Source organism: Arthrobacter sp. LAR12-1-1.1 (assembly GCF_040676555.1).
GTDB lineage: Bacteria > Actinomycetota > Actinomycetes > Actinomycetales > Micrococcaceae > Arthrobacter.
Genome location: NZ_JBEGIG010000012.1, coordinates 567,470 through 591,199 on the forward strand (window position 1 = coordinate 567,470; position 23,730 = coordinate 591,199).

Genomic DNA, 23,730 nt, shown 5'->3' on the forward strand with positions numbered 1-23,730 from the left:
AGAAGCCGCCCGAGCCTTGGCTCCTTCCTCGGAAGGAGCCAAGGCCCGGGCGGCTTTCTGCGTCCGGGCGGCCTGTGTGAACCGCGCATGGCTGGGTCCTGCGGTGGCTAAGCGTTCAGCGGCGCCGCGGCGACGGTCGGCAGGGTTGGTGTCGCGGATCCGCCTTCGGGTTCCACGGTGATGCCCAGGGCGGCGGCGGAGCCGATGCCCTTGACCACCGCGGGCTTGGACAAAGCTTCAGCGTCCATGAGCCCCTGCGACACCGGGGCCGAGCCGTCCTTCGGGATCAGCCACATCTGGTACACCTTGCCCGCGGGCGGAGCCGGGACGCCGTTCATTTTGACGACGGCGGCGTCCTTGGACGGGGAAATCGACACGGTGGCCGTGCCGCCGCCGTTGACGTCGACAGTGGCCTGCCGGACGTCGCTGGCCTGCATTACCTGGTTCAGCGGATCATTCTGGTTTGCCACATACGCGCCCACGCCGACGCCGCCCAGGGCGATCACGGCTGCAGCGGCGACGCCGACAAGCCAGTTCCGCATGCCCTGCGGACGGCGGCGTTCTTCCCTGCGCTTGCGGGCCGCGCCGAGCTCGTCAGCGGCGGCTATTCCCGAGCTCTCGCGTACCGGATGTGGCATCACAGGTGTCGTTTGCGGACCCGTGCCGGGCAGGGGCGTTGCCGCGGGGGACGGCTGGGCCGCCGGCGCCGGCAGGGAGGCCATGATCCGGTCCAGCAGCCCGGGCGGAGGCTCTTCCTCGGCCGTGAAGCTGGTGGCCAGGGTCTCCCTGGCCTGCCGGACGCGGTCATTGAAGGCATCGCGGTCTGCGGCCGGTGCGGAGGCGAGGAACTGCTCGATCGCGGCGCGTTCGGCGTCGTCCACGGCGTTGAGGGCGTAGACCTCGGCAAGGTCCACGACACGGCCGGAAGCCAGGTCGGTGGCGATCTCGGCAGTGAAGCCGCCCGGGAGGCGGTTGTCGTTCTCATGTGGGTTCATGTCGGTCAATTCAGCTCACCCCCAGGCAGGTCTTCAGTCGGATCAGTCCATCGCGGATGCGGGACTTGATGGTAGGAACCGCGGCGTTCAGCCGCTCGGCCACTTCCCGGTAGGTGAGGCCGCCGTAGTATGCCAGCCGCACGGACTCCTGCTGCGTATCGGTCAGCGTCTCCAGGCACCGGACCACGGTCTCGGCCTCAAGCCGGCTGCCGACCTCGTCTGAGACGGAATCGTGGTCGATCTCCTGGCTGCTGGCCCCGTATTTGGCTTCGCGGTCCGTGGCGGACTGCGAGGACCGGACCTTGTCAACGGCACGGCGGTGCGAGATGGTCATGAGCCAGGCGAGCGGGCTGCCGGCCGCGGGATTGAACTTGGCAGCGTTCTGCCAAACCTGCAGGAAGACTTCCTGCGTGGTGTCCTCGCTGAGTTCGGTATCGATCAGGACCCGGCGTGCCATGCCGAAGACGCGCCTGGAAGTGAGGCTGTAGAACTCTGCGAACGCCGCCTGGTCGCCCTGGGCAATCAGTTCCAGCAGGCTGCCGAGCCGGCCGTTGATGTCGGCTGAGGTACCCGCAGGTGCTGCGGCCTCGGGGTTCGGGGCATTCGGAGTATCCATCACTCCCAAGCATAAGGCGCCCAGCGGCGCAAGAGGGCCAAGGCGTGCTGCATGCGGCGGGAGGCCGGCCCCTGCCTCCCGGGCGGGGTGTCTATACAGATGTACTGTTCTCACCCGCCTCTCCTCGCTCCCTTCCGCTTCTCCCAAAACGCTGAGTCGACGGTTTCGTGTGCCCGCCTTCAGAAGTGATTCGGCGCAGCCCGGAACCCGGATGGGCGCGATCTGCGGGATTCTTTCCCGCGGGCTCCCTAGGGGGCAGCCGCCGGTTCAACCGGCCGTACGCGGCGGACTCGCTACAGCTTGGCCCCAGCGAACCCGTTCTGGCGCCATGCCTCATAGACGGCGATGGACGCCGCGTTGGCCAAGTTGAGCGACCGGAGGGAGGGCAGCATCGGCAGGCGGACGCGGGACGTCACCCGGGGGCTGTGCTTGATGTCCTCGGGCAAACCCACGGATTCAGGACCAAACAGCAGGACGTCGCCGGCGCGGTATCTGATGTCTGTGTAGGTGGTCTCGCCGTCGGAGGTGAAGGCAAATACCCGTTCCGGCTCCAGCGCCGCCCAGGCTGCGTCGATGTCCGGGTGGACGGTCACGACGGCGAGGTCGTGGTAGTCCAGGCCCGCCCGCCGGAGCTTGGCGTCGGAAAAATCAAAGCCCAGGGGCTCCACCAGGTGCAGTTCGGCGCCCGTGATGGCAGCAAGCCTGATGGCGTTTCCGGTATTGCCGGGGATTTCGGGGGTGTGGAAGAGGATGCGGAACACCGTTCCATCCTAGCGAGCCGCCGGCGTCGGCCGTGCCGCGGATCCTCCGTCCCGGAGCCCCGTGGGGGAGGGCCAGCGGCGGAACCTAGTGCATTCCGCGCAGCAGGCGGGCCAGCACGGGCACGTTGACGGTGTTGGGGGCCGGCCCCGAGCCGAGGAACTGCTTGAGGCCGCGGGCCAGGCCCGCGGCGTTGACCACCTCGACCAGCCCCGAACCTTCCCCGTACCCGCTGCCCTGGCCGCCGGGTGCGCGGCGGTGCCGGTCGATGACCGGTTGATGCAGGTTGCCGTCCGTGCTGTGGACAACAATCCAGCCCGTGACGTTGAGCTCGGGAAAAATGTCCTGCATCCGGCGCACGACATGGGCCAGTTGGGGCGGGGCGACGGAGCGTCCGCCGTGTGTCAACGTGCTGCCGTTCCACGCGTAGGCGCCCGGCGGCAGCAGCATGGACCCGATGATTGCGAGCCGGTACCCGGCAAGGACTGCGTGGTCGATGTGGCTGTTGTCCGCCGGGGACTGCAGCCCGTTGACAAGGCGCGCCGACGGGATGGCGGTCAGGATCTGCCTGCTGATGAGCTGCACAGTCCGCATCTCCCGTTGGATCCGGGCCTCGGCCCCGAAGATCCCGCGCTTGCGCGGCATGCCGTGGACCTGCTGTCGGGCTACACCGGCGGGAATCAGCGGCACCGCCGTCCCGTCGCCAAACTGCTCGAACGGGGGAACATAGACGGGCGGGTCGGCAGCCGTATTCCGCGGCGTGTTCGGGCGGCGCACGTTGGCGGATGCCCTGCTGCCTGCGGCCGGGGCGTCGAAGTGGGCGCCGTCGTCGGCGGCGGTTGAGGAATATGCGCTGCCGTAGGAGCGGTCATAGTCCGCGCGGCGCTTTGCGTCGATGAGTGTCTCGTACGCGAGGGTGACACGCCGGAAGGCTGCGGGATCGCCGCCGTGATCCGGGTGCGCGAGCCGGGCGGCCTTGCGGTACGCCACTTTGATGTCCTTCTCCGTCGCCGTCACGGGGATCCCGAGGACCTGGTAATGCGAGCTGCTGCCCTGCGTCAAACAGAGATCCTTTTCATCGATGGTGCCGGCGTTGAGAATGCCGGACCGTTCGTGGGCGCCCGGCAGGCCCAGTTTAACCGGCTGGGGGAATAACGTGCGCGCGTACCGGGATGGTTCCCGGCGGCTGGCATAATTGCGCGCATGCTGATCGCCGTCGCCGTCGACCCGCGCGCATCCTTTGGCCGGGCGCGGCACGCCGGGAAGGAAGCGGCGTCGCATTTCCGCGCAGCCGGGGCGGAGGTCCTGTTGCTGTGCGCGGACAACTATGCCGGGCTCGCGCAGGCGGTTGAGGACGCGCTGGAGTCGGGCGTGGACGCCCTCGTGATGGTGGGCGGCGACGGCATGGTCCACCTTGGGTTCAATGCGCTTGCCGGTGCCGCTGCACGTGCCGGCGCCGGCGCCGGCGCCGGGGACGGCGGCCGGGTTCCGCTGGGCATCATTCCCACCGGGACGGGCAACGACACGGCCCGGGCGCTGGGCCTGCCGCTGCACAACCTCCCGGCGGCCTGCGAACGGGTGCTGGAGTCTTTGGCCGACGGCGGCCGGATGATCGACGCCGGCAGGATCACCGCTGGAGGAACCTCCCGCTGGTTCGCGGGCGTGGTCTCGGCCGGGTTCGATGCCGCCGTCAATGAGCGGGCCAACCACTGGCGTTGGCCTCGCGGCAAGATCCGCTACCAGCTCGCCATGCTTCGCGAACTGGCCTCGTTCCGGGCCATCAATTACACGGTGACGGCCGACGGCGTGCGGTGGCAGCAGGACGCCATACTGATTTCCGTCGCCAACGGCCAGTCGATCGGCGGCGGGATGAGGATCGTCCCGGAGGCCGTCCTTGATGACGGCCGCCTGGACCTGTTCATTGTCAGCCGGTTGTCCCGGACCGGGTTGCTGGCCGTGTTCCCGAAAGTGTTCGCCGGCAAGCACGTGGGCCACCCCGCCGTGCAGCTTCGCCGGGTCCGCACCGTGGAACTGGCGGCCAGCAACATCGTGGCCTACGCCGACGGCGAGCGGATCGGGCCGCTCCCGATGACCATCGAGGTCGTTCCGCGGGCCGTCTGTGTTCTCGCGTAGTGGCCCGGCGTAGCGGCTTGGCCTAGGCGCTAGGCGCTAGGCGTCGTGGCCGGCGCGGCCTTGCGCGGCCTTGCGCGGGGACAGCCTGTTCAGTGCCAGGGCGCCCACGAGTAGTCCGAAATCACGCAGTGCGACGTCATAGAAGCCGCCGAGGACGATCAGGTTGATGATGATGCCCAGCAGCCAGGCGGCCACGAGTGCCGATCCGAAGCGCGGGCGCAGCGCCACCATTACGCCGGCGATGATTTCCACCACGCCAACGATGTACATGATGGTCTGGGCCGGCAGCGGGACTACCGAGGTCACCACGGGGGCCAGGTACATGGTCCAGTCGGTCAGCAGATTCGTGAACTTGTCCAGACCGAACAGGATGGGCGCAACCGTAAAGACGGTCCGCAACAAGAGAAATGCCTGGCGGTGCGGGTCCGCCGCGAGCTGCTGTGCGTCAGTGGCGAGGGCTGGGGAAACTTTCATGGCATGCTCCTTCTAAAAATGGATAATTCGATTTTAGAACGCTGCAGGAGGATTAAGCAATGATTCTTGTTTTTAGAGATATTCTTGTTCCATGACCAAACTTCCGTGGAACCGCAGGCTTGCGGCGGTCGCGTCCCTGGGCGACGAGAGCCGCAGGATGTTGTTTGACTACGTCGCCTCAGCGGCAGACGCCGTCGGCCGGGACGACGCCGCCAAGGCGGTGGGCCTGGCACGGAGCACAGCCTCGTTCCATCTGGACCGGCTGGTGAAAGACGGGCTGCTGGCCGTGGAGTTCCGCAAGCTCGGAGGGCGGGAAGGCCCCGGTTCGGGCCGGCCCGCCAAGCTGTACCGGGCCGCCGTGGATGAGGTGGAGGCCTCCGTCCCCGACCGCCACTATGATCTCGCCGGCGAGTTGCTGGTTTCCGCGATCGAAGCTGCAACCAGCGACGGCGGATCGCCGCAGGATGCCCTGCTCCGGGCCGCACGCGCTAAGGGGCAGTCAGCGGCTGAGTCGGCAGCCCGTGCACCCGGGCGCGAGCCGGCAGGGGCCATCGTGGCGGGGGATGCGGAAACCGCCGGCGGGCCCGAAGGTGCCGGCCCGTTCGCTGACTTCCTGACGGGGCAGGGCTACTGCCCGGCGGACGACGGCGGCGGGGGACTGGTGCTGATGAATTGCCCGTTCCATCGCCTCGCCGCCGGGCATGCAGATGTGGTCTGTGCCATGAACGGAGCCTACCTGGGCGGGGCATCCGCGGCCCTGGGGATCGACCCGGGGCGGATCGAGGCGCTCGCCATCGAAGATCTCAGGGAGCAGGGGAGCGCGCAGCCCGGGCAGTGCTGTGCCCGCATCCTGCCTGCATGACAGGGCTGCCTGGCGTGGCCGTACTGCCGGCATGGCCGGACCGCCTGTGGGACCCGGACCGCCCGGCATCGCGGCTACCGGCCCCGCGCCCCCGCCGTTGAGGCGGCCGGCGCTCCGAGCCTGGGCCGGCCCTTGATCCCGGTCAGCAGGACGCCTCCGATCACCGTTAGGCCGCCGACGATCTGCACGGGAGTGAGCGGCGTCCCCAGCAGCACGGTGATGATCGCCGTGAAGACAACCATCAGGTTGAGGTAGTTGCCCGCGGTCCCCGGCGGCGTGTTCCTCAGCGCCAGGTTCCAGAGGAGGTAGGAACCAAGGGAGGGGAACAGGGCGATGTACGCCAGTGACCAGCCTTCGCCCGCGGTGTCGGGAAACTGGACGTTCATGGCCAGGGCGAGCGGCGCCAGCGTCACGGTCGCAATCGCCACCTGTACGGCCGTGGCGGAGATGGCCGGCACCTTCAGCCGGCGGGCAATGATCGTGTAGAAGCCCCAGACGATGATCGCACCGGTCATCAGGAGTTCGCCGGTATTGATGGAGAGGCTGAACACGCGTGCCAGCTCACCCTGGGTCAGGACGAGCAGCACACCCAGCAGGCCAAGGCAGATGCCGAGCCAGCCCAATCGGGTGGTCCTCTCGCCGAGCAGGACGATCGCCATGACCACAATCAGGGCCGGGTTGGCCGCCGTAATGAGGGAGGCGTTCATCGCGGACGTGTATCCGAGCGCGCTGTAGAGCAGCAGAGTGTAGCCGCTCATGCCCAGGACGCTCAGCGCCAGGAGCACGGGCCAGCGGCGCAGCACCGCGCGCCAGTCCGGTTTCTCAACGAAGTGGGCCAGGAGCAGCAGCGGCATGGCGGCCAGGCTCCAGCGCCAGAAGGTCAGCTCCGGCGGCGTCATGGAGGCGACGGCGGCCTGTCCGACGACGTAATTGCCGGACCAGAACAAGGTGGCCAGCATAAGGTAGAGGGGCGATTTCACCGCTTGAATGTACACCAGCCCCGCGCCCTTCCCCGGCGTCTTCGCCCACCGCCGCCGAGGGGGGCGCAGGCGCCACCGCAGGTAGAATTGGGCTGTGCCTGTATACCTCGACCACGCCGCCACCACCACCCTCGCCCCGGAGGCGCTGGCTGCACTGACGCGCGAACTGGCCCGGACCGGCAACCCTTCCTCGCTGCACGGATCGGGCCGCCGTGCCCGGCGCTCCGTAGAGGACGCGAGGGAAGTGCTGGCGGCGGCCGCCGGTGCCCATCCCTCGGAAGTCATCTTTACCTCCGGCGGGACCGAGGCGGACAACCTTGCAGTCAAGGGCCTGTACTGGGCGCGGCGCGCCGAGGACCCTGCGCGTACCCGCATCCTGTGTTCCGCCGTCGAACATCACGCGGTGCTGGACACCGTCGAGTGGCTCGAACGGCATGAAGGTGCCGAAGTCTGTTGGCTCCCGGTGGACGCCGAGGGCCTCGTGGACCTGGCGGTGCTCGAGGCCGAGCTGTCCCGGGATCCGGCGTCGATCGCCCTGGTGACCGTCATGTGGGCCAACAACGAGGTCGGCACCATCCAGCCCGTCGCCCGCGTTGTGGAACTGGCCCACGCTGCCGGCGTGCCCGTCCACTCCGACGCTGTCCAGGCTTTCGGCTCCATACCCGTTGACTTCCGCGGGACGGGCCTGGACGCGATGTCCGTCTCCGGGCACAAGATCGGGGGACCGGTTGGCGTCGGCGCACTCATCCTGGGCCGGGCGGTGAAGCTGACACCGGTCCAGCATGGCGGCGGCCAGGAACGCGACGTCCGCTCAGGGACCCTGGACACTGCGTCGATCGCCGCCTTTGCCGCGGCCGCCGAGGCAGCCGCCGCGAAACTCCCCGAGGAGGCCGCCAGGATCGCGGCCCTTCGGGACCGGCTGATCGACGGCGTCCATGAGGCCGTCCCCGAAGCCGTGCTCCGGGGCGCCCCGGGCCCCGGGAGGTTGCCAGGCAACGCGCATTTCACGTTCCCCGGCTGCGAGGGAGACTCGCTGCTGTTCCTGCTGGACCTCGCCGGCGTCGAATCCTCCACGGGCTCCGCCTGCACTGCAGGTGTTCCGAGGCCCTCACATGTGCTGCTGGCCATGGGCCTGGATGAGGACACGGCGAGGGGTGCGCAGCGTTTCACGCTGGGGCATTCCTCGACCGACGCCGACGTCGATGCCCTGCTCGCCGCGCTGCCGGGCGCCTACGCGCGGGCCCGCCAGGCCGGCATGGCCGGGCATGAGTCCAGCATCCAGACGGCGGGAACGGTGGCCCGTGAATCTGCCCGTCAGGCTTCCGCGGGGAGCTAATTCAGGAGCTAATTCAGGAGTTGATCCAGCGGTGCCGAGGAATCGGCTAGCAGGTCCGGGCTCACGGGGGTGCGTGCGCTGATCAGCGCCTTGATCGCTTTCTGCGGCTTGGCGGAGCGGGGCCAGTTGACGTTCATTCCGGCCACCACCTCGCCGCCCCGCTGCCAGAAGGCAATGAACTCCTTGTCCGCAAGCGAGCCGCGGATGACCGGTGGCCCGCCTACCAGCGTGGGGAAGCCCGAGTACTCCATGCTGACGTCGTACTGGTCCGTGTAGAAGTACGGGATGGTGTCCAGTGCGGCGTCGAGGCCGAGCATCGCCTTGGCGGCCACCTTGCCGCCACCCAGGGCATTGGACCAGTGCTCGCTGCGGTGGTGCTCTCCGGTGAACGGGTGCAGGGCATTGGCGACGTCGCCGGCGGCGAAGATCCCGGGCATCGAGGTCCGCAGCGACGCGTCGGTGAGTATGCCGTTGCGGATCCCGATGCCGGCCGCCTCGGCCAGGCTGAGCTCCGGCACCACGCCCACGGCGATGACCACGACGTCGGCGGGCAGGACCTCGCCTGCGTCGGTGACCACCCCGGTGACCCGTCCTGACCGCCCCTGAATCTCGGCAGCGGCCGCCGGAAGCCGGAACCGCACGCCGTGGGCCTCGTGCAGCTCGCGGAAGAAGCCACCCAGGTCCGGGCCGATCGCCGCCCCGAGCGGCACCTCCTCCAGCCCCAGCAGGGTGACGGAATTTCCGTAGGTGCTGGCGGCGGCGGCCAGTTCCATCCCGATCCAGCCGGACCCGATCATGACCACGTTCAGGCCGCCGTCGGCGAGGCGGGCGTGGAGGCGCCGGCTGTCCTCCACCGTCCGGAACGTGCTGACGCCGTCGAGCCCGATGCCTTGCAGGGGGATGCTTCTGGGCCGCGCTCCCGTGGCGAGCAGCAGGGAGGCGTACTCCAGCCGCCCGCCGCCGTCCAGAACCACGGCCCGGGCAGCCGGGTCCAGAGCCGTGACCTGGACGCCGAGCCGGAGGTCGACGTCGTTCGCGTCGTACCAGTCTTCGGGCACCACCGGCAGGGCGTCGTCGCCGGCCTTGCCCAGCAGGTACTCCTTGGACAGCGGCGGGCGTAGGTACGGCTGGTGGGACTCGGCGGCCACCAGCACCACCGGGCCGCTGAATCCCTCCCCCCGCAATGTCTTGGCTGCGGTGGCACCGGCCAGTCCGCCGCCCACGATCACGATGTTTTCAACAGCCATGTCCGCTCGATTCCCGCGTCTGCGCGCTTCCGATTCTAAAACCGCTAGTCCTGACGCTAGAAGCGGGAAGCGGCCCCGTCAAGGCTTTTTGGGGAGGATTCGGCGTGGCGATAGAATGGCGTCGCAGGCATTGTGCTATTTCCCCGGACTTTCAGCGAGCCACAGCCCGGTGCCTGCGACACCCTGAACCCTATAGAAAGCCAGTATGCGAGTTCTTGCAGCAATGAGCGGCGGCGTTGATTCCGCCGTTGCCGCCGCCCGCGCCGTCGAGGCGGGGCACGACGTCGTCGGCGTCCACCTCGCGCTGTCCCGGATGCCGGGCACCCTGCGAACCGGCAGCCGCGGCTGCTGCACGATCGAGGACTCCCGTGACGCCTGGCGTGCCTGCGATATCCTCGGGATCCCCTACTACGTCTGGGACTTTTCCGAGCGGTTCAAGGAAGATGTGGTCCAGGATTTCATCGATGAATACGCCGCCGGCCGCACTCCCAATCCGTGCATGCGCTGCAACGAGCGCATCAAGTTCGCCGCCCTGCTGGAGAAGGCCATCGCCCTGGGCTTCGATGCCGTCTGCACCGGCCACTACGCCAAGGTCATCACCGACGCCGACGGCAACCCCGAGCTGCACCGTGCTGCGGACTGGGCCAAGGACCAGAGCTATGTGCTGGGCGTGCTGACCCACGAACAGCTCAAGCACTCGATGTTCCCGCTCGCGGAGACGCCGTCCAAAGCCGAGGTGCGCGCGGAGGCGGAGCGCCGCGGCCTCTCGGTGGCGAACAAGCCCGACAGCCACGACATCTGTTTCATCCCCGACGGCGACACCGCCGGCTGGCTCGCCGAGAAGATCGAAATGACCACGGGCGACATCGTGGACGAGTCCGGGGCGAAGGTCGGCGAGCACCCGGGCGCCAACGCGTTCACCGTGGGCCAGCGCCGGGGCCTGAAGCTGGGCACCCCGGCCGCGGACGGCAAGCCACGGTTCGTACTGGAGATCCGGCCCAAGGAAAACAAGGTGGTCGTGGGCCCGGAGGCGCTGCTCGCCATCGACGAAATCCGCGGCATCAAGGTCTCCTGGGCGGGGCTGCCCATCGCCGAAGTGGCCACTGGCGAGGAGTTCGACTGCTACGCCCAGGTCCGTGCCCACGGCGACCCCGTCCCGGCCCGCGCCCACATGGCGGGGGACGAGCTTGTGGTCACCCTCACCGAGCCGCTGCGCGGCGTGGCTCCCGGCCAGACCGTGGTGCTCTACCAGGGCAGCCGCGTGCTGGGCCAGGCCACAATCGATGCCGCGCGCTCGCTGCAGCGGGCAGCGCTTTAGGCGCCCGCCACACCGAATCCAGCGAAGGGCCCCGCCACGTGGCGGGGCCCTTTGTCGTGTGGCCTCGGCCGTCCAGGCGTCCGGAGCGCAGGACCCTGCCGAAGATCCGGGCGGAATCCTGAAGAAAATGAGAGAAACCTTCGAATCGTGTAAATTTTGTGTCTCAACTCACAAAATGCAACGTTTCACCGAATGATTGTCTGGTTGAATCTAGGGATCAGCAAAGCGTGCCGCCCGACGAGTCACTCGTTTCACTTCGGGCTGCGCTAGAACGCATCGAACAGAAAGTTCACAGATGGCAATGAACAAAAAGGCCTGGCAGAGCGTCATCGCGCTGGCCGGGGTTTCCGCCTTTGCACTGACGGCCTGCACCGGGCCGACCGGCGGCGCTGGCGGGTCATCAGCCGCAGCTAGCGGTCCGATCGCCTACGGCACCACGGACAAGGTCACTGCCTTGGATCCGGCGGGCGCGTATGACAACGGTTCGTTCATGGTGATGAACCAGATCTACTCCTTCCTCCTCAACTCGAAGCCCGGCAGCGCAGATCCCGTGCCGGACCTGGCCGAGTCCGCGTCCTTCACCTCGCCGACCGAGTACACGGTCAAGCTCAAGCCGGGCCTCAAGTGGGCCAACGGCCACACGCTCGACTCCAAGGACGTCAAGTTCTCCTTCGACCGGCAGACCAAGATCAACGATCCTGCCGGTCCCGCAAGCCTGCTGACCAACATCGAAAGCATCACCGCCCCCGATGCCAACACCGTGGTCTTCAAGCTGAAGCAGGCGAACGACCAGACCTTCGCTCAGATCCTCAGCAGCCCCGCCGCGCCGATCGTAGACGATGAAGTCTTCCCGGCCGACAAACTGCTTGACGACGACTCGATCGTCAAGGCCAAGGCGTTCTACGGCCAGTACGTGATCGACACGTACAAGAAGAACGAGCTGGTCAGCTTCAAGGCATTCCCTGACTACCAGGGAGTCCTCGGCAAGCCGGCCAACGATGCCGCCACGATCAAGTACTACGCCGACCCCACCAACATGAAGCTGGACATCCAGCAGGGGAACATCGACGTCGCGAACCGCAGCCTGAGCGCCACGGACGTCGATGACCTGAAGAAGGACTCCAAGGTCAAGATCAACGTTGGCCCCGGCGGCGAAATCCGCTACATCACGTTCAACTACGACACCATGCCGTTCGGCGCCAAGGCTCCGGATGCAGATCCGGCCAAGGCGCTCGCCGTCCGCCAGGCCATCGCGAACCTCGTTGACCGCCAGTCCATCGCGGACCAGGTCTACAAGGGCACGTACCTGCCGCTGTACTCCAACGTTCCCAGCGGTTTCCTCGGTGCCAACGAATCGTTCAAGGACGCATACGGCGACGCCGGCAAGCCGAGTCTGGACAAGGCCAAGAAGGTCCTGGCCGACGCCGGTGTGACGACCCCCGTCTCGATGAACCTGCAGTACAACCCGGACCATTACGGCAAGTCCTCCGGCGACGAGTACGCCATGATCAAGGACCAGCTGGAGAAGTCCGGTTTGTTCAAGGTCAACCTGCAGTCCACGGAATGGGTCACCTACAGCAAGGCCAGCCGCGCCGATGAATACCCGCTGTTCCAGTTTGGCTGGTTCCCGGACTTCAGCGACGCCGACAACTACCTGACCCCGTTCTTCCCGGAGGGCGGCTTCCTGAAGAACCACTACAACAACCCGACCGTCAACGACCTGATCAGCAAGCAGCTCACCACCGTTGATAAGACTGAACGCGAGTCCACGATCAAGGATGCGCAGAATGCCCTCGCCAAGGACATCTCCACGCTTCCGTTGCTCCAGGGCGCGCAGGTTGCCATTTCCGGCAGCGGTGTCAAGGGTGTCGATTCCACCCTCGATGCCTCCTTCAAGTTCCGTTTGGGAACTATTTCCAAGTAAGGCTGCATCCTTGCTGTCCTGACCAGCCTGCGAGGCGGGGCGCCCTCAAGGCGCCCCGCCTTTGCTGGTCATTGCCGCACCCCGCAGTTCACGCCGGCCCGCCCAAGGCCGCGACAGCACAATCTTAGGTACCAATGACAACATTGACTGAGGCGCCGCTAAACGACGCCGACGGACTTCTTCCGTCCAAGAAAAAATCCTCGGGTGGGGGCTTGGGGACCTACATCCTGGTCCGGTTCTTCCTGATCATTCCGACCATTTTCATTTTGGTGACTTTGGTCTTCTTCCTGATGCGGGTCATCGGCGACCCCATCACCGCAGCCCAGGGCGGCAGGCTTCCCCCGGAGGCGCTCGCGCAGCGCATCCACGAGGCCGGCTACGACCGCCCGATCCTCGTGCAGTACCTCGAATACGTTGGCCAGGTGGCGACCGGCAATTTCGGCACCACCATCACCGACCGCCGGCCCGTTGTCGAAATGATCATCACCTTTGGCACGGCAACCCTGGAACTGGCCATCAATGCCCTCATCGTGGCGCTCTTGGTCGGCATCCCGCTCGGGCTCATCTCCGCCTACAAGCGCGATAAGGCGCCCGACGCCGTCCTGCGGTTCTTCGCCATCCTCTGCTATGCCACCCCGGTATTCTTCGCTGGCCTGCTGATGAAGCTGGCCTTCTCCGTCTGGCTCGGCTGGCTGCCCGTCGCAGGACGGGCCTCCACCAGGACCGAACTGGCCATGGGAAGCCTGGCCGCACCGACCGGGATCTATTGGCTGGATGCCTTGCGCAGCGGCAACATGGCCGCGTTCGGCGACGTCGCGGCCCATTCAGTCCTCCCCGCACTCACCCTGGGGCTGCTGACGGCAGGGGTCTTCCTGCGGCTGGTCCGCACCAACGTCATCGGCACACTCGGCAAGGACTACGTCGAGGCCGGCAGGTCCCGTGGCGTTAGTAATTACCGCCTCGTGACCAAGCATGCCTACAAACCGGCCCTCATCCCGATCATCACGGTCATGGGGCTCCAGATTGCCCTCCTGCTAGGCGGCGCCGTCCTCACGGAGTCCACCTTCGAGTGGAAGGGCCTCGGCTACCAGCTGGTGCAATACCTGAACGCCCGCGACTTCGTCGCCGTCCAGGGAATCGTTGTAATGCTGGCGGTCATCGTTGCCGTCACGAACTTCATCGTGGACGTCGTCGCAGCCCTGATCGACCCGCGAGTGAGGTACTAGCCATGAATGCAACCAAAGTAAGCGGGCGCAAGCAGCCCCTCTTCTACCGGCTGCCGGTGATCTCGCATTTCCGCTCGAGCGTCGGGCTTCAGCGCGGCATGCTCGTCACCGGCCTGGTCCTGTCCGTCGTCTTCCTGCTCGTCGCCGTGTTTGCGCCGTGGATCGCGCCCTACGGGTTTGCCCAGCTCAGCGACGCCGCGGGTCCCTTCCCGACACAGCAGCCCCCCAGCCCGGCGCACATCTGGGGCACCACGGTGGGTGGCTATGACGTCTATTCCCGAGTGCTCTGGGGTGCCCAGACCGCCGCGGTGGTCATCATCGTCGCCGTGGCCATGTCGATTTTCCTCGGCGTAGCCCTCGGCCTTGTCAGCGGGTACTTCGGCGGCTGGCTCGACCGGGTGTTCGTGGTGATCGCCGATGCGATCTACGCTTTCCCGTCCCTGCTGCTGGCCATCGTGATGTCAATCGTCATCAGCCACGGCCAGTCCAGTTTCTGGGGAGGCATTGTTGCCTGCTCCATCTCCATCTCGGTGGTGTTCGTCCCGCAGTACTTCCGCGTCATCCGGGCCGAGACCATACGGCTAAAGGCGGAGCCGTACGTCGAGTCAGCCAAGGTGGTGGGTGCCTCAAGCATTCGCATCATGGGTCGGCACATCTTCAAGAACGCAACGCGCACGCTGCCATTGATTTTCACGTTGAATGCGTCCGAGGCCATCCTGACCCTGGCGGGCCTCGGCTTCCTGGGGTTCGGCATCGAACCGACGTCCGCCGCCGAGTGGGGTTACGACCTGAACAAGGCCATAGCAGACGCCTCCTCGGGCATCTGGTGGACCGGTGTTTACCCCGGTACGGCGATCGTCCTGACCGTGCTTGGGCTGACCCTCGTCGGTGAGAGCATCAACGACCTCAACGATCCCCGCCTGCGGGGCCGCAAGAAGGCTGTGGCAGGCAAGGGCGGACCTGACTCCACCGCCGGTGCCCAGGCTGCACTCGAAGCAGAATCGAGAGTTCTATGACCATCAACATCGACAAGCCCGGCCAGGGCGCAGGCCCGGTCCTGGACATCGACCGCCTCAAGGTCACGTTCGCCACTGATGCCGGGGATGTGTACGCCGTCAAAGACGTCAGCCTCCAGGTCAACCCCGGCGAGGTCGTGGCCATCGTTGGCGAATCGGGATCCGGCAAGACTGTGACGGCCAAGACCATCCTGGGGCTCTTGCCGGAGACGGCCATCAGCCAGGGCGCGGTTCTGATCAACGGCAACAACGTCATCAGCGTCAGCGAGGCGAAACTGCGGGAGATCCGGGGCCGCGATGTGGCCATGGTGTTTCAGGAACCATCCACCGCCCTTAACCCGGTCTTCACCGTGGGCTGGCAGATCGCCGAAGGAATCCGCGCACACGCCGGCACCGGCGGCCGCAGCAAGGTCTCGGCCAAGGAAGCCAAGGCGCGGGCAATTGAAGCCCTCCGCAAAGTGGGCATCCCGGACCCGGAAACGCGGGTCAACTACTACCCGCACCAGTTCTCGGGCGGCCAGAAACAGCGCGTTGTGATTGCCGCAGCGCTGGCCCTGAACCCTGGCCTCATCGTGGCGGACGAGCCGACGACTGCCCTGGACGTCACCGTGCAGGCCGAGATCCTTGAACTGCTGCGGGACCTGCGCGACAACTACGGAACGTCCATCGTGCTGATCACGCACAATATGGGCGTTGTCGCCGACCTCGCCGACCGCGTCGTGGTCATGTACCAGGGCGACGTCGTGGAGGAGGCATCCTCACGGGTGCTCTTCGCCCAGCCCAAGGAGGACTACACCAAGAAGCTCCTCGCCGCTGTGCCGCACCTGGGCCGCAACTCCGCGTCGGAGGGCATGGTGGAACGCGCCCACCAGGGCGGCAAAGTGCTGGTTGAGGCCAAGAACCTGACCATCGAGTACCCTGGGCGGCTGGGCAGTCCGGCCTTCAAGGCCGTCGACGGCGTCAGCTTCACCGTGTCTGAAGGCGAAGTTTTCGGTCTCGTGGGGGAGTCGGGTTCCGGCAAAACCACCATCGGCCGGGCGATCGCGGGTCTCAATCGGACCACGGGGGGCAGCCTGAACGTGCTGGGTTACGAAATGCTGAACTTCAAGGAGCGCACCTTCAAGCCGCTCCGCAAGGAGATCGGCTTCGTGTTCCAGGACCCGGCGGCCTCGTTCAACCCGCAGCTGACCATCGGCGACTGCGTGGCGGAACCGCTGATCATCCACTCCAAACCGACCGCGGCTGAGGCGCGCAAGCGGGTCGGCGAGCTGCTCGAGTCCGTGCAGCTGCCGGCGTCGTACGCTGACCGGTTCCCGCACGAACTCTCCGGCGGGCAGCGCCAGCGCGCCTCGCTGGCGCGGGCGCTCATCCTGAACCCGAAGCTGCTCATCGCCGATGAGCCGACGTCGGCCCTGGACGTGTCCGTGCAGGCCGTGGTGCTGGAGCTGTTCAAGGAGATCCAGCAGGAGTTCGGCTTCGCGTGCCTGTTCATCAGCCACGACCTCGCCGTGGTGGACATGCTCTCCCACTGGGTCGGCGTGCTCTACAAGGGAAAGATGGTGGAGCAGGGCCTCGGCAATCAGGTGATGGGCAACCCGCAGCACGACTACACGAAGAAACTCATCGCCTCGCTGCCTGTTCCGGATCCCGACGAACAGGCCAGGCGCCGCGAGGCGTTCAAGGCCGTGCTCCACAGCTAACTGACACGACCGAGTCTGGGCCGATGCAGCACCGGGCCTGGTTCGTGCAGGGCCACTGCCAAATGGGCATGCCCACCGTTCACCATGAACGGTGGCATGCCCATTTGATGTCTCCGACGGGGGCCTGCAACGGCGCTTAACAGCGGGAGGCATTGGCCGCCGTGCCCCTAGACTGGACCAATGACCGAGCAGAACCTCAATCTTCCTGAAACCGATTCCTACGACCCGGCGGCAAGCTCCCTGGCCGGTTCCGTGGATCCCGCGGTAATGGCGGAGCTGTTGTCGATCCGCTCAAGCATCGACAACATCGATGCCACCCTCGTCTTCCTCCTCGCCGAACGCTTCAAGGCCACCCAGAAGGTCGGCTTCCTCAAGGCCGCGCACAAGCTTCCCGCAGGGGACCCGGGCCGCGAAACGGCGCAGATCGCCCGGCTGCGGCATCTCGCGGCCGAGGCCCACCTGGACCCGGCGTTCGCGGAGAAATTCCTGAACTTCATCATCGGTGAGGTCATCCGCCACCATGAGGCCATCGCCGAAGACCATCAGGCCGCCCAGGCCTACGGCTCCGCGGACGCGGCCCGCGCCGCAGACGCCTAGCCATGGCCGGAACAGACTCGCCCGCACCGGGCCAAGTGACCGCGACGGGCCTGGGCCCGTGGCCCGGCGAGGACCCGGCCGAGGCCGCCCGCATCATCCGCGGAGAACTGGGCAGCCCGCATCTGCCGTTCCTTGCCGAACTTCCCGACCGCGGCGTCGGCTCAGATGCCTTAGGCCGGACCGCGTCCCTGCTCGTGGAGCTGGCCGTCGACGTCCAGCCGCATGGCTGGAGGTTCGTGGACCGTCCCGGCAAGGACCTGCAGCGGGCGAAATCCGCCCTGTCCACCGACATCAACATCCTGGCGGACGTGATCGGGGTCGAGGAAGTGCCGTCGGAGGATATCAAGATCCAGCTGCGCGGGCCGCTCAGCCTTGCCGCCGGCCTGCACCTGCACAACGGGGAACGGGCCCTGATCGACTATGGCGCCCGCCGCGAGATTGCGGCTTCGCTGGCAGCGGGTGTGGAAGGCTATCTCAAACGGGTGGCAGAGGCTGCCCCCGGTGCCCGGATCGTGGTGCAAATCGACGAACCGGAGATTGCCTCCGTGCTGGCCGGCACGATTCCCACCTCCAGCGGTTACCGGACCTTGCGCTCGGTGCCGGGCCGGGAAGTCACCGAGTCCTGGCAATTGGTCATCGACGCGCTCCGGGCCGCGGGCGCCGTCGAAACCGTCGTGGCCGTCTCCGAAGTCGAGGCGCCCTTCGAGCGGATCCTGGCGGCGGGCGCCGACGGAATCGCCGTGCCGCTCCGGGCCCTGACCTCGCGCCAGTGGGAACAACTCGCGGGCGCGGTGGAGGCCGGCAAACGGCTCTGGGCCGGCGCGCTGGACGTGTCTGATCCCACCGCGAGGTTGCCCAGGGTTGGCGACGTCGTGGAAAACGTGTGGCGCCCGTGGCGGCAGCTGGGTCTTCCCGCGTCCACGCTGGGGGCACTGCGCGTCACGCCGTCGGAGGGCCTGGCGGGGCACTCACCGGCCGCGGCGACGGCGGTCCTGACCCGGCTGACCCAGGTGGCGGACGGCCTCAACCAGCTGGCCCTCGGCTAGCGCAGCCGCAGGGACTGCCGGCGCCGCAGGGCCTGCCGGGGCCGCCGGATGCTCCCGTCAGATCCTGCTCTCCCAGCCGTCCGGACGGGCGTGCGCTGGCAGGTAGCCCGGCGTCGCAACTCCACCGGGGTAGGGCTCGAGCCGGTAGTCGAAATGGCCGGCGTACACCAGTACCAGGCCGAGCTGGGGCTGGATCACCTTGACCTGGATCCGGTGCCGCCCGCCGTCCTGGGGCTCCCACCACTGCTCGGCATAGGCCTTGGCATCGACGGCGGCCGGCAGCGGAATCCGCAGCGGGCCCAGGAACAGCCGGGACGCCTCGGACACGCCCCGGAGCCGGCCCTCCGGCGTGACGCTGAGATTGAGGTCCGTGACGAGCCGCCGGAAACGCCCTACATAGTCGACCAGCCCCGGCGTGTGCCCGCCGTCATCAAACCCGGAGTCATCAAAACTGGTGGTGTCCTGAAACAGCCGGGTGGTACCGGGGAAGAAGATTTCCCGCCGGGCCGTCAGGCTTGACCTGCCGAACGGGTCCAGGTGGGCGTGGTTCTCGATCCGGAAGCGAATGCCCTCGCCGTACTCGGGAAAGAAGGCCTGCTCGCCGGTGGTGAGCCGGAGCAGGGGACGCAGCCAGGCCTGACGGCAGCCGACGACGTCGAACACCCCTTCGCCGACGCCGTAGTGGCCCGACCCCGGTGCCAAGGCGAAGTAGTCTTGGAGCTCAGGCTGTAGTCGGGCAAAGTCGCTGCCCAGGGCGCGCTCGTAGATGGGGGTGTTCACGGGTTCCTCCTGCGGTCCGGGCCGGTTCACTTGGCCTGTCCACAGCATGCAGGACAACGCGGCGATTGTCACCGCGTCCCGTGCATCGGCGGGGTCCGGCGTCGGTGGCAGGCCCGCCTGCGCCATGCCGGTGGGCCGCCCGATACGACAAAGCCAATTCAATGGGGGAATATATAACTATGAAGGCACGCATTCTGGTAGTGGATGATGACGAGGCGCTCGCCGAGATGATCGGTATTGTGCTGCGCAATGACGGCTTTGAACCCGTCTTCTGCGCGGACGGCGGACAGGCGCTGGACGTGTTCCGCGCCTCCAAGCCGGACCTCGTCCTGCTCGACCTCATGCTTCCGGGAATGGACGGCATTGAGGTTTGCCGGCAGGTCCGTGCCGAGTCTGACGTCCCGATCGTGATGCTGACCGCCAAGGCGGATACCTCGGATGTGGTCCGCGGCCTCGAGTCCGGGGCCGATGATTACGTGCCCAAGCCGTTCAAACCCGCCGAGCTTGTCGCCCGGGTCCGGGCCCGGCTCCGTCCGGGTGACCAGAAGGCTCCGGAAACCCTGCGGATCGCCGACGTTACGATCGACGTCGCCGGCCACCTGGTCAGCCGCGGCAATGACCGGATTTCCTTGACCCCGCTGGAGTTCGACCTCCTCGTCGCCCTGGCCCGCAAGCCGTGGCAGGTGTTCACCCGTGAGCTGCTCCTGGAGCAGGTCTGGGGCTACCGGCACGCCGCAGACACCCGGCTGGTCAACGTCCATGTCCAGCGGCTGAGGTCGAAGATCGAACGTGACCCCGAAGCTCCCGAAGTTGTATTGACGGTCCGTGGTGTCGGCTATAAAGCAGGTTCCTGAGCCTGCGGACCGCGGTGTCCGGCAGGCCATAGACACGGACACAGCGCCGGACACGACGACGGCAGAGCCATCCGCGGCATCATCCGCAAAGTCATCCGCGTCGTCAACCGCAGGGCCGTCCACCCCACCCGGGCACGGAACGCCGCCTGCCGGCAGCGGGCCGGGACTTCGGCGCGGACTCGCCTTCCGGACCCGGTTGTGGGCAAAACGCGCGAGGATCGTTGGCGTCAGGGTCGCGCGGTTGGTCCGTACCGCGATGCAGCGTCTCTTGCCCGGTATCAGGTACCTGCTCCGGGCCGTGCAGCGGAAGTGGCGGCGTTCGCTGCAGTTCCGCACCGTCCTGACCACGCTGATGCTGGCCATTGGTTCATTCGCGGTAGTGGGCGCGTACCTGTCCAACCAGATCGCCAACAACCTGTTCCAGGAACGGCTCGCCCAGGCCGAATCCGAGACGCGCTACAACGTCAAGCAGGTCCAGGACACGTTCGACGGCGCCCAGGTCACGGACCAGTCCAGCGTCATCACCCTGGTCTATGACACCCTGAACGCGGTCGAAGGCCGCGGATCCGTGATCCAGAGGCGCTACGTCTTCGAGGCAATGCCGGAGCAGACCAAGCCGCGCAACCGTTGGGTTGAATCCCGGGCCTCGGACCAACTCACCATCGGCGTCATCCCCCCGGACCTGCGCAAGGCCGTGCAGAACTCGGGCAAGGACCAGTACTGGGCGTCCACGCAGTTCCCCGTGGGGACCGAAGACCGGCCCGGCATCGCCGTCGGCAACAAGGTGACCTTCAACGGCACCGTCTACGAGCTCTACCTCATCTATGACCTCAACACGGCGCAGAAGACGCTGGACGAGATCCAGAACGTCCTGCTGGCCGGCGGTGCCGTGCTGGTGCTCATGATCGGCGGCGTCGCCTGGTATGTCACCCGCAACGTGGTCAGCCCGGTCAGCCACGCTGCCGTCGTCTCCGAGAAGCTCGCGGCCGGACAGCTGCAGGAGCGCATGGTGGTCAAGGGCGAGGACGAGGTCGCCCGGCTTGGTGCCTCGTTCAACCACATGGCCGCAAGCCTTCAGGAACAAATCACGCAGCTGGCCACGCTCTCGCAAATGCAGCAGCGGTTCGTCTCCGATGTCTCCCACGAGCTCCGCACGCCGCTCACCACCGTGCGCATGGCCGCGGAAGTCCTCTATGACGCCCGCGAGGACTTCGACCCCATCAACAAGCGGTCCGCGGAGCTGCTCTACAACCAGGTGGAACGCTTCCAGTCGCTCCTGGCGGACCTGCTGGAAATCTCCCGCTTCGACGCCGGCGCAGCCACCCTCGACGCCGAACCCACGGACATTGTGCAGCTCGTCGCGCACGTCATTGAGGGAGTGGCACCCGTCGCCGCCGAATACGGCTCCGCCGTTACCCTCAACGCCCCGGCCGGGAGCGTCATTGTCGACATGGACGACCGCAGGATCGACCGAATCCTCCGCAACCTGATCCTGAACGCCCTCGAACACGGCGAGGGCCGCCCGGTGAACATCTCGGTGGCCGCAAGCGACACAGCAGTGGCCGTGGCCGTACGGGATCACGGAATCGGCATGACACCGGCTGAGGCGGCCCGCGTCTTCGACCGCTTCTGGCGCGCCGATCCCGCCCGTGCCCGCACCACCGGCGGCAGCGGGCTGGGGCTGTCCATCGCCGCCGAGGACACCAAGCTCCACGACGGCTGGCTGCAGGCCTGGGGGAGCAAGGGCCACGGGTCGAACTTCCGCCTGACCCTTCCGCTGCGCCGGCATGAGCCGATCACCAGGTCCCCGCTCCACCTCGAACCCGTCAACGTCGGGCTCCCGGAGACAGGCCGCCAGCGGACCATGGTCTTGCTGGACCCGCAACGGGCCGCGGAGACCCCGGCCGGGACACCAGGGGCCGGGACACGAGGGGCCGCGGCCCGCGGGACCATGGCTGACGGGTTCACTGGGGGATTTAGTGGCGACTTTTCTGGCGACGGCGGCGGCGGCGCCGTCGGCGGGGCAACCCCGGACGGCGGCTCGGCCGGCCCCCGGGAAACCGGGATGGAGGGCAGGGCATGAACGGGGTTTCGGGCAAGTTCACCCGCGTGGGAGCTGCGCTGCTGGCTCTCCTCCTGCTCCTGTTGACCTCGTGCGCCCAGATTCCGCGCTCGGGGCCGGTCGGCAAGAGCACGGACGAGAGTGCGGGAAACCCCAACGCCCCGGTCTTCTTCCCGGCCGCGCCCCGTCCCGGCGCCGGACCCGAAGCAGTGATCGAGGACTTCTACCTCGCCGGCAGCGGTTACGAGGACGACTACGCCGTGGCCCGGCAGTACCTCACGCAGGCTTCATCGGTGGCGTGGAAGCCGGACCAGCGGGCGCTCGTTTTCCGGAAGGCCGCTGTGGTGGCCACCGGCGTCGAAAACGTCTTCAACTACCAGCTCGACGTCGCCTATTCGGTGGACGCCGACGGCGTGGCCACGCAGCTTCCCGAGGGCACTACCGAAAACATCCCCGTCACCCTGACCCAGGTGGACGGCGAGTGGCGAATCTCCGATCTCCCGGACGGCACGGCCATTCCGGAAGAGACCTTCAAGGTCATCTACGGTGCCTACCCGATCTACTTCTACGACCCCACATTCACGTACGCCGTACCCGATGTCCGGTGGTTCATCCGGAAGAAGACCGTCAAGGCGATGACGAGCGCCCTCCTGGGCGGCCCCGCCCCCTATCTCAAGGGCGCCGTCGTCAGCGCGTTCCCCTCGGGCATCAAGCTGGCCCGTGAGTCTGTGCCCGTCGTGTCCGGTGCCGCCCAAGTGGATCTCACCGCCAAGGACCTGGTGGAGGCCTCCAACGAGGACCGGCTGCGGATGCAGACACAGCTGGCCCTGACGTTCCGCAGCCAGCCGGATGTCGTCAATGTTGAGCTCCGTGCCAATCAGGACCTGGTGCGCGTCGAGGACAACGGCACGGTCCTGCCTCCGGTCCGGGACGAAAGCGTCCCCGCTTACCAGATCGCCGTCAGCAACAATGACCTGGTCCGGTACGAGAACAACAGGCTCTCACCGCTGCCGGACATCCAGTCCGTCGCGGCACTGTCACCACGGGCCCCGGCGGAGTCGACCGAGTCCCAGGCCGCCGCGTTCCTCAACGCCGCCCGCACCACGATGTACTCGATCGTTCCGGGCCAGCCCGCCAGGGCACTGTCCACGCGGGCTACGCTGTCCCGGCCTTCGTTCGGCCGCTACGACTGGGTCTGGACCGCCGGGCCGGGTGCTGCCGGCGCCACCGAGGTAGTGGCCTACCGGCCGGTCGGTGTGGCGGAGAACGCCAGCGTGCCCACCGTGACCCTGTCGCCGGGATGGCTCGCCGGCCGGACCGTCAAGGAGTTTCGGATTTCCCGGGACGGTACGCGTGCACTGGTCATTTCGGAGCAGAACGGCAAGAGCAAGGTCCAGATCACCGGGATCATCCGGAACGCGGACGGCACCCCGAGGGATCTGACCACGCCCCTGACTCTCCTGACTCCCCGGGATCCGGATCAAGGGGTCTGGGTGGATGACACCACGGTCGCGGTCATGAAGGCTTCCGGCAGCGATGCCGTCTCGCCGGAACTGTTGTCCCTGACCTCGGCGCAGCCGCAGCAGCTGGCACCGTGGCCCGGACTGACGGCCCTCAGCGCAGGCAACGGGACATCCGAGCTCTACGGCCAGTCCGCCGAGGGGATCTTCCAGCGGCTGGGCAACGGCTGGTCACCGCAGCTCAAGGGCCCTATCGACCCGTCCTTCCCCGGCTGACCCAGCGCCTTCTGAGCCAGCGCCTTCTGACCCAGCGCCTTCGGGCGGCGGCGCCTTCCGAGCCAGCGC

21 protein-coding genes are annotated in these 23,730 nt (G+C 67.2%); 13 read left to right on the forward strand and 8 right to left on the reverse strand.

Translation table 11 applies throughout. The features are described 5' to 3' along the window. Nucleotides 1-107: 107 nt before the first annotated feature. From MRBLAR12_RS10695 to MRBLAR12_RS10710, 4 genes are all read right to left on the reverse strand, one after another. Nucleotides 108-995 carry an anti-sigma factor gene (locus tag MRBLAR12_RS10695; protein ID WP_229993189.1) on the reverse strand — a complete coding sequence of 296 codons (888 nt, stop codon included), beginning with the start codon at nucleotides 993-995 and terminating at the stop codon, nucleotides 108-110. Nucleotides 996-1,005: 10 nt separating this feature from the next. Continuing rightward, entirely contained in the window at nucleotides 1,006-1,611 is a 606-nt protein-coding gene (sigK, locus tag MRBLAR12_RS10700) for an ECF RNA polymerase sigma factor SigK (RefSeq protein ID WP_229993188.1), read from the reverse strand. A gap of 293 nt (nucleotides 1,612-1,904) precedes the next feature. Beyond that, entirely contained in the window at nucleotides 1,905-2,372 is a 468-nt protein-coding gene (locus tag MRBLAR12_RS10705) for a tRNA (cytidine(34)-2'-O)-methyltransferase (protein ID WP_229993187.1), read from the reverse strand. Nucleotides 2,373-2,457: 85 nt separating this feature from the next. Further along, nucleotides 2,458-3,432, reverse strand: a complete 975-nt coding sequence (locus tag MRBLAR12_RS10710) for a J domain-containing protein (RefSeq protein ID WP_364745812.1) — start codon at nucleotides 3,430-3,432, stop codon at nucleotides 2,458-2,460. A gap of 141 nt (nucleotides 3,433-3,573) precedes the next feature. On the opposite strand from MRBLAR12_RS10710, the gene MRBLAR12_RS10715 reads away from it, so the two are divergent. Further along, nucleotides 3,574-4,503: a diacylglycerol/lipid kinase family protein gene (locus tag MRBLAR12_RS10715; RefSeq protein WP_364745815.1), complete on the forward strand. Its 930-nt coding sequence runs from the start codon at nucleotides 3,574-3,576 to the stop codon at nucleotides 4,501-4,503. 36 nt (nucleotides 4,504-4,539) lie between these two features. On the opposite strand, the gene MRBLAR12_RS10720 is transcribed toward MRBLAR12_RS10715, so the two are convergent. After that, nucleotides 4,540-4,977, reverse strand: a complete 438-nt coding sequence (locus MRBLAR12_RS10720) for a hypothetical protein (protein WP_229993184.1) — start codon at nucleotides 4,975-4,977, stop codon at nucleotides 4,540-4,542. Between the two features lie 91 nt (nucleotides 4,978-5,068). Here MRBLAR12_RS10720 and MRBLAR12_RS10725 point away from each other — a divergent pair, with 91 nt between their 5' ends. Then, on the forward strand, nucleotides 5,069-5,839 hold the full coding sequence (locus MRBLAR12_RS10725) for a helix-turn-helix transcriptional regulator (protein WP_229993183.1): 771 nt from the start codon (nucleotides 5,069-5,071) through the stop codon (nucleotides 5,837-5,839). Nucleotides 5,840-5,913: 74 nt separating this feature from the next. On the opposite strand, the gene MRBLAR12_RS10730 is transcribed toward MRBLAR12_RS10725, so the two are convergent. Beyond that, nucleotides 5,914-6,819 (reverse strand): DMT family transporter, encoded by a 906-nt coding sequence (locus MRBLAR12_RS10730; protein ID WP_364745817.1) that lies wholly within the window; start codon nucleotides 6,817-6,819, stop codon nucleotides 5,914-5,916. 94 nt (nucleotides 6,820-6,913) lie between these two features. On the opposite strand from MRBLAR12_RS10730, the gene MRBLAR12_RS10735 reads away from it, so the two are divergent. Further along, nucleotides 6,914-8,155 (forward strand): cysteine desulfurase family protein, encoded by a 1,242-nt coding sequence (locus MRBLAR12_RS10735; RefSeq protein WP_229993181.1) that lies wholly within the window; start codon nucleotides 6,914-6,916, stop codon nucleotides 8,153-8,155. Between the two features lie 8 nt (nucleotides 8,156-8,163). Here MRBLAR12_RS10735 and MRBLAR12_RS10740 read toward each other — a convergent pair whose 3' ends face one another. Continuing rightward, entirely contained in the window at nucleotides 8,164-9,402 is a 1,239-nt protein-coding gene (locus MRBLAR12_RS10740) for an NAD(P)/FAD-dependent oxidoreductase (RefSeq protein ID WP_364745821.1), read from the reverse strand. Nucleotides 9,403-9,607: 205 nt separating this feature from the next. On the opposite strand from MRBLAR12_RS10740, the gene mnmA reads away from it, so the two are divergent. From mnmA to MRBLAR12_RS10775, 7 genes are all read left to right on the forward strand, one after another. Beyond that, nucleotides 9,608-10,720: a tRNA 2-thiouridine(34) synthase MnmA gene (gene mnmA / locus MRBLAR12_RS10745; RefSeq protein WP_081801692.1), complete on the forward strand. Its 1,113-nt coding sequence runs from the start codon at nucleotides 9,608-9,610 to the stop codon at nucleotides 10,718-10,720. Between the two features lie 295 nt (nucleotides 10,721-11,015). Then, a complete protein-coding gene (locus MRBLAR12_RS10750; protein ID WP_364745824.1) occupies nucleotides 11,016-12,644 on the forward strand; it encodes an ABC transporter substrate-binding protein in 1,629 nt (542 codons plus the stop codon). Between the two features lie 134 nt (nucleotides 12,645-12,778). Next, the gene (locus tag MRBLAR12_RS10755; protein ID WP_229993178.1) at nucleotides 12,779-13,870 is read left to right on the forward strand and encodes an ABC transporter permease; all 1,092 of its coding nucleotides are present in this window, start codon (nucleotides 12,779-12,781) and stop codon (nucleotides 13,868-13,870) included. Nucleotides 13,871-13,872: 2 nt separating this feature from the next. Then, nucleotides 13,873-14,886, forward strand: coding sequence for an ABC transporter permease (locus tag MRBLAR12_RS10760; protein ID WP_229993177.1), 1,014 nt, complete (start codon nucleotides 13,873-13,875; stop codon nucleotides 14,884-14,886). Beyond that, nucleotides 14,883-16,586 carry an ABC transporter ATP-binding protein gene (locus tag MRBLAR12_RS10765; protein ID WP_229993176.1) on the forward strand — a complete coding sequence of 568 codons (1,704 nt, stop codon included), beginning with the start codon at nucleotides 14,883-14,885 and terminating at the stop codon, nucleotides 16,584-16,586. Before MRBLAR12_RS10760 ends, MRBLAR12_RS10765 begins: the two co-directional genes overlap by 4 nt. A gap of 180 nt (nucleotides 16,587-16,766) precedes the next feature. Further along, entirely contained in the window at nucleotides 16,767-17,183 is a 417-nt protein-coding gene (locus tag MRBLAR12_RS10770) for a chorismate mutase (protein WP_364745828.1), read from the forward strand. 2 nt (nucleotides 17,184-17,185) lie between these two features. Continuing rightward, nucleotides 17,186-18,229, forward strand: a complete 1,044-nt coding sequence (locus MRBLAR12_RS10775; protein WP_364745831.1) for a hypothetical protein — start codon at nucleotides 17,186-17,188, stop codon at nucleotides 18,227-18,229. A gap of 57 nt (nucleotides 18,230-18,286) precedes the next feature. Here MRBLAR12_RS10775 and MRBLAR12_RS10780 read toward each other — a convergent pair whose 3' ends face one another. Continuing rightward, nucleotides 18,287-19,009, reverse strand: coding sequence for a DUF4166 domain-containing protein (locus MRBLAR12_RS10780; RefSeq protein WP_229993173.1), 723 nt, complete (start codon nucleotides 19,007-19,009; stop codon nucleotides 18,287-18,289). A gap of 179 nt (nucleotides 19,010-19,188) precedes the next feature. Between MRBLAR12_RS10780 and mtrA the strand changes: the two genes are divergently transcribed. The 3 genes from mtrA to MRBLAR12_RS10795 all read left to right on the forward strand — a co-directional run bounded on the left by mtrA (nucleotide 19,189) and on the right by MRBLAR12_RS10795 (nucleotide 23,661). Further along, the gene (gene mtrA, locus MRBLAR12_RS10785) at nucleotides 19,189-19,863 is read left to right on the forward strand and encodes an MtrAB system response regulator MtrA (protein WP_090583650.1); all 675 of its coding nucleotides are present in this window, start codon (nucleotides 19,189-19,191) and stop codon (nucleotides 19,861-19,863) included. A gap of 196 nt (nucleotides 19,864-20,059) precedes the next feature. Then, the gene (gene mtrB, locus MRBLAR12_RS10790) at nucleotides 20,060-21,946 is read left to right on the forward strand and encodes an MtrAB system histidine kinase MtrB (protein ID WP_364745836.1); all 1,887 of its coding nucleotides are present in this window, start codon (nucleotides 20,060-20,062) and stop codon (nucleotides 21,944-21,946) included. After that, complete coding sequence (locus tag MRBLAR12_RS10795; RefSeq protein ID WP_229993171.1) at nucleotides 21,943-23,661, forward strand: LpqB family beta-propeller domain-containing protein; 1,719 nt, start codon at nucleotides 21,943-21,945, stop codon at nucleotides 23,659-23,661. Before mtrB ends, MRBLAR12_RS10795 begins: the two co-directional genes overlap by 4 nt. Nucleotides 23,662-23,730 lie beyond the last annotated feature (69 nt).

Bases quoted from the DNA above. Each gene is read 5' to 3' on its own strand.
- MRBLAR12_RS10695 (WP_229993189.1), bottom strand. From the start codon at position 995: ATGAACCCACATGAGAACGACAACCGCCTCCCGGGCGGCTTCACTGCC.
- sigK (WP_229993188.1), bottom strand. From the start codon at position 1,611: ATGGATACTCCGAATGCCCCGAACCCCGAGGCCGCAGCACCTGCGGGT.
- MRBLAR12_RS10715 (WP_364745815.1), top strand. From the start codon at position 3,574: ATGCTGATCGCCGTCGCCGTCGACCCGCGCGCATCCTTTGGCCGGGCG.
- MRBLAR12_RS10720 (WP_229993184.1), bottom strand. From the start codon at position 4,977: ATGAAAGTTTCCCCAGCCCTCGCCACTGACGCACAGCAGCTCGCGGCG.
- MRBLAR12_RS10725 (WP_229993183.1), top strand. From the start codon at position 5,069: ATGACCAAACTTCCGTGGAACCGCAGGCTTGCGGCGGTCGCGTCCCTG.
- MRBLAR12_RS10740 (WP_364745821.1), bottom strand. From the start codon at position 9,402: ATGGCTGTTGAAAACATCGTGATCGTGGGCGGCGGACTGGCCGGTGCC.
- mnmA (WP_081801692.1), top strand. From the start codon at position 9,608: ATGCGAGTTCTTGCAGCAATGAGCGGCGGCGTTGATTCCGCCGTTGCC.
- MRBLAR12_RS10750 (WP_364745824.1), top strand. From the start codon at position 11,016: ATGGCAATGAACAAAAAGGCCTGGCAGAGCGTCATCGCGCTGGCCGGG.
- MRBLAR12_RS10755 (WP_229993178.1), top strand. From the start codon at position 12,779: ATGACAACATTGACTGAGGCGCCGCTAAACGACGCCGACGGACTTCTT.
- MRBLAR12_RS10760 (WP_229993177.1), top strand. From the start codon at position 13,873: ATGAATGCAACCAAAGTAAGCGGGCGCAAGCAGCCCCTCTTCTACCGG.
- MRBLAR12_RS10765 (WP_229993176.1), top strand. From the start codon at position 14,883: ATGACCATCAACATCGACAAGCCCGGCCAGGGCGCAGGCCCGGTCCTG.
- MRBLAR12_RS10770 (WP_364745828.1), top strand. From the start codon at position 16,767: ATGACCGAGCAGAACCTCAATCTTCCTGAAACCGATTCCTACGACCCG.
- MRBLAR12_RS10775 (WP_364745831.1), top strand. From the start codon at position 17,186: ATGGCCGGAACAGACTCGCCCGCACCGGGCCAAGTGACCGCGACGGGC.
- mtrA (WP_090583650.1), top strand. From the start codon at position 19,189: ATGAAGGCACGCATTCTGGTAGTGGATGATGACGAGGCGCTCGCCGAG.
- MRBLAR12_RS10795 (WP_229993171.1), top strand. From the start codon at position 21,943: ATGAACGGGGTTTCGGGCAAGTTCACCCGCGTGGGAGCTGCGCTGCTG.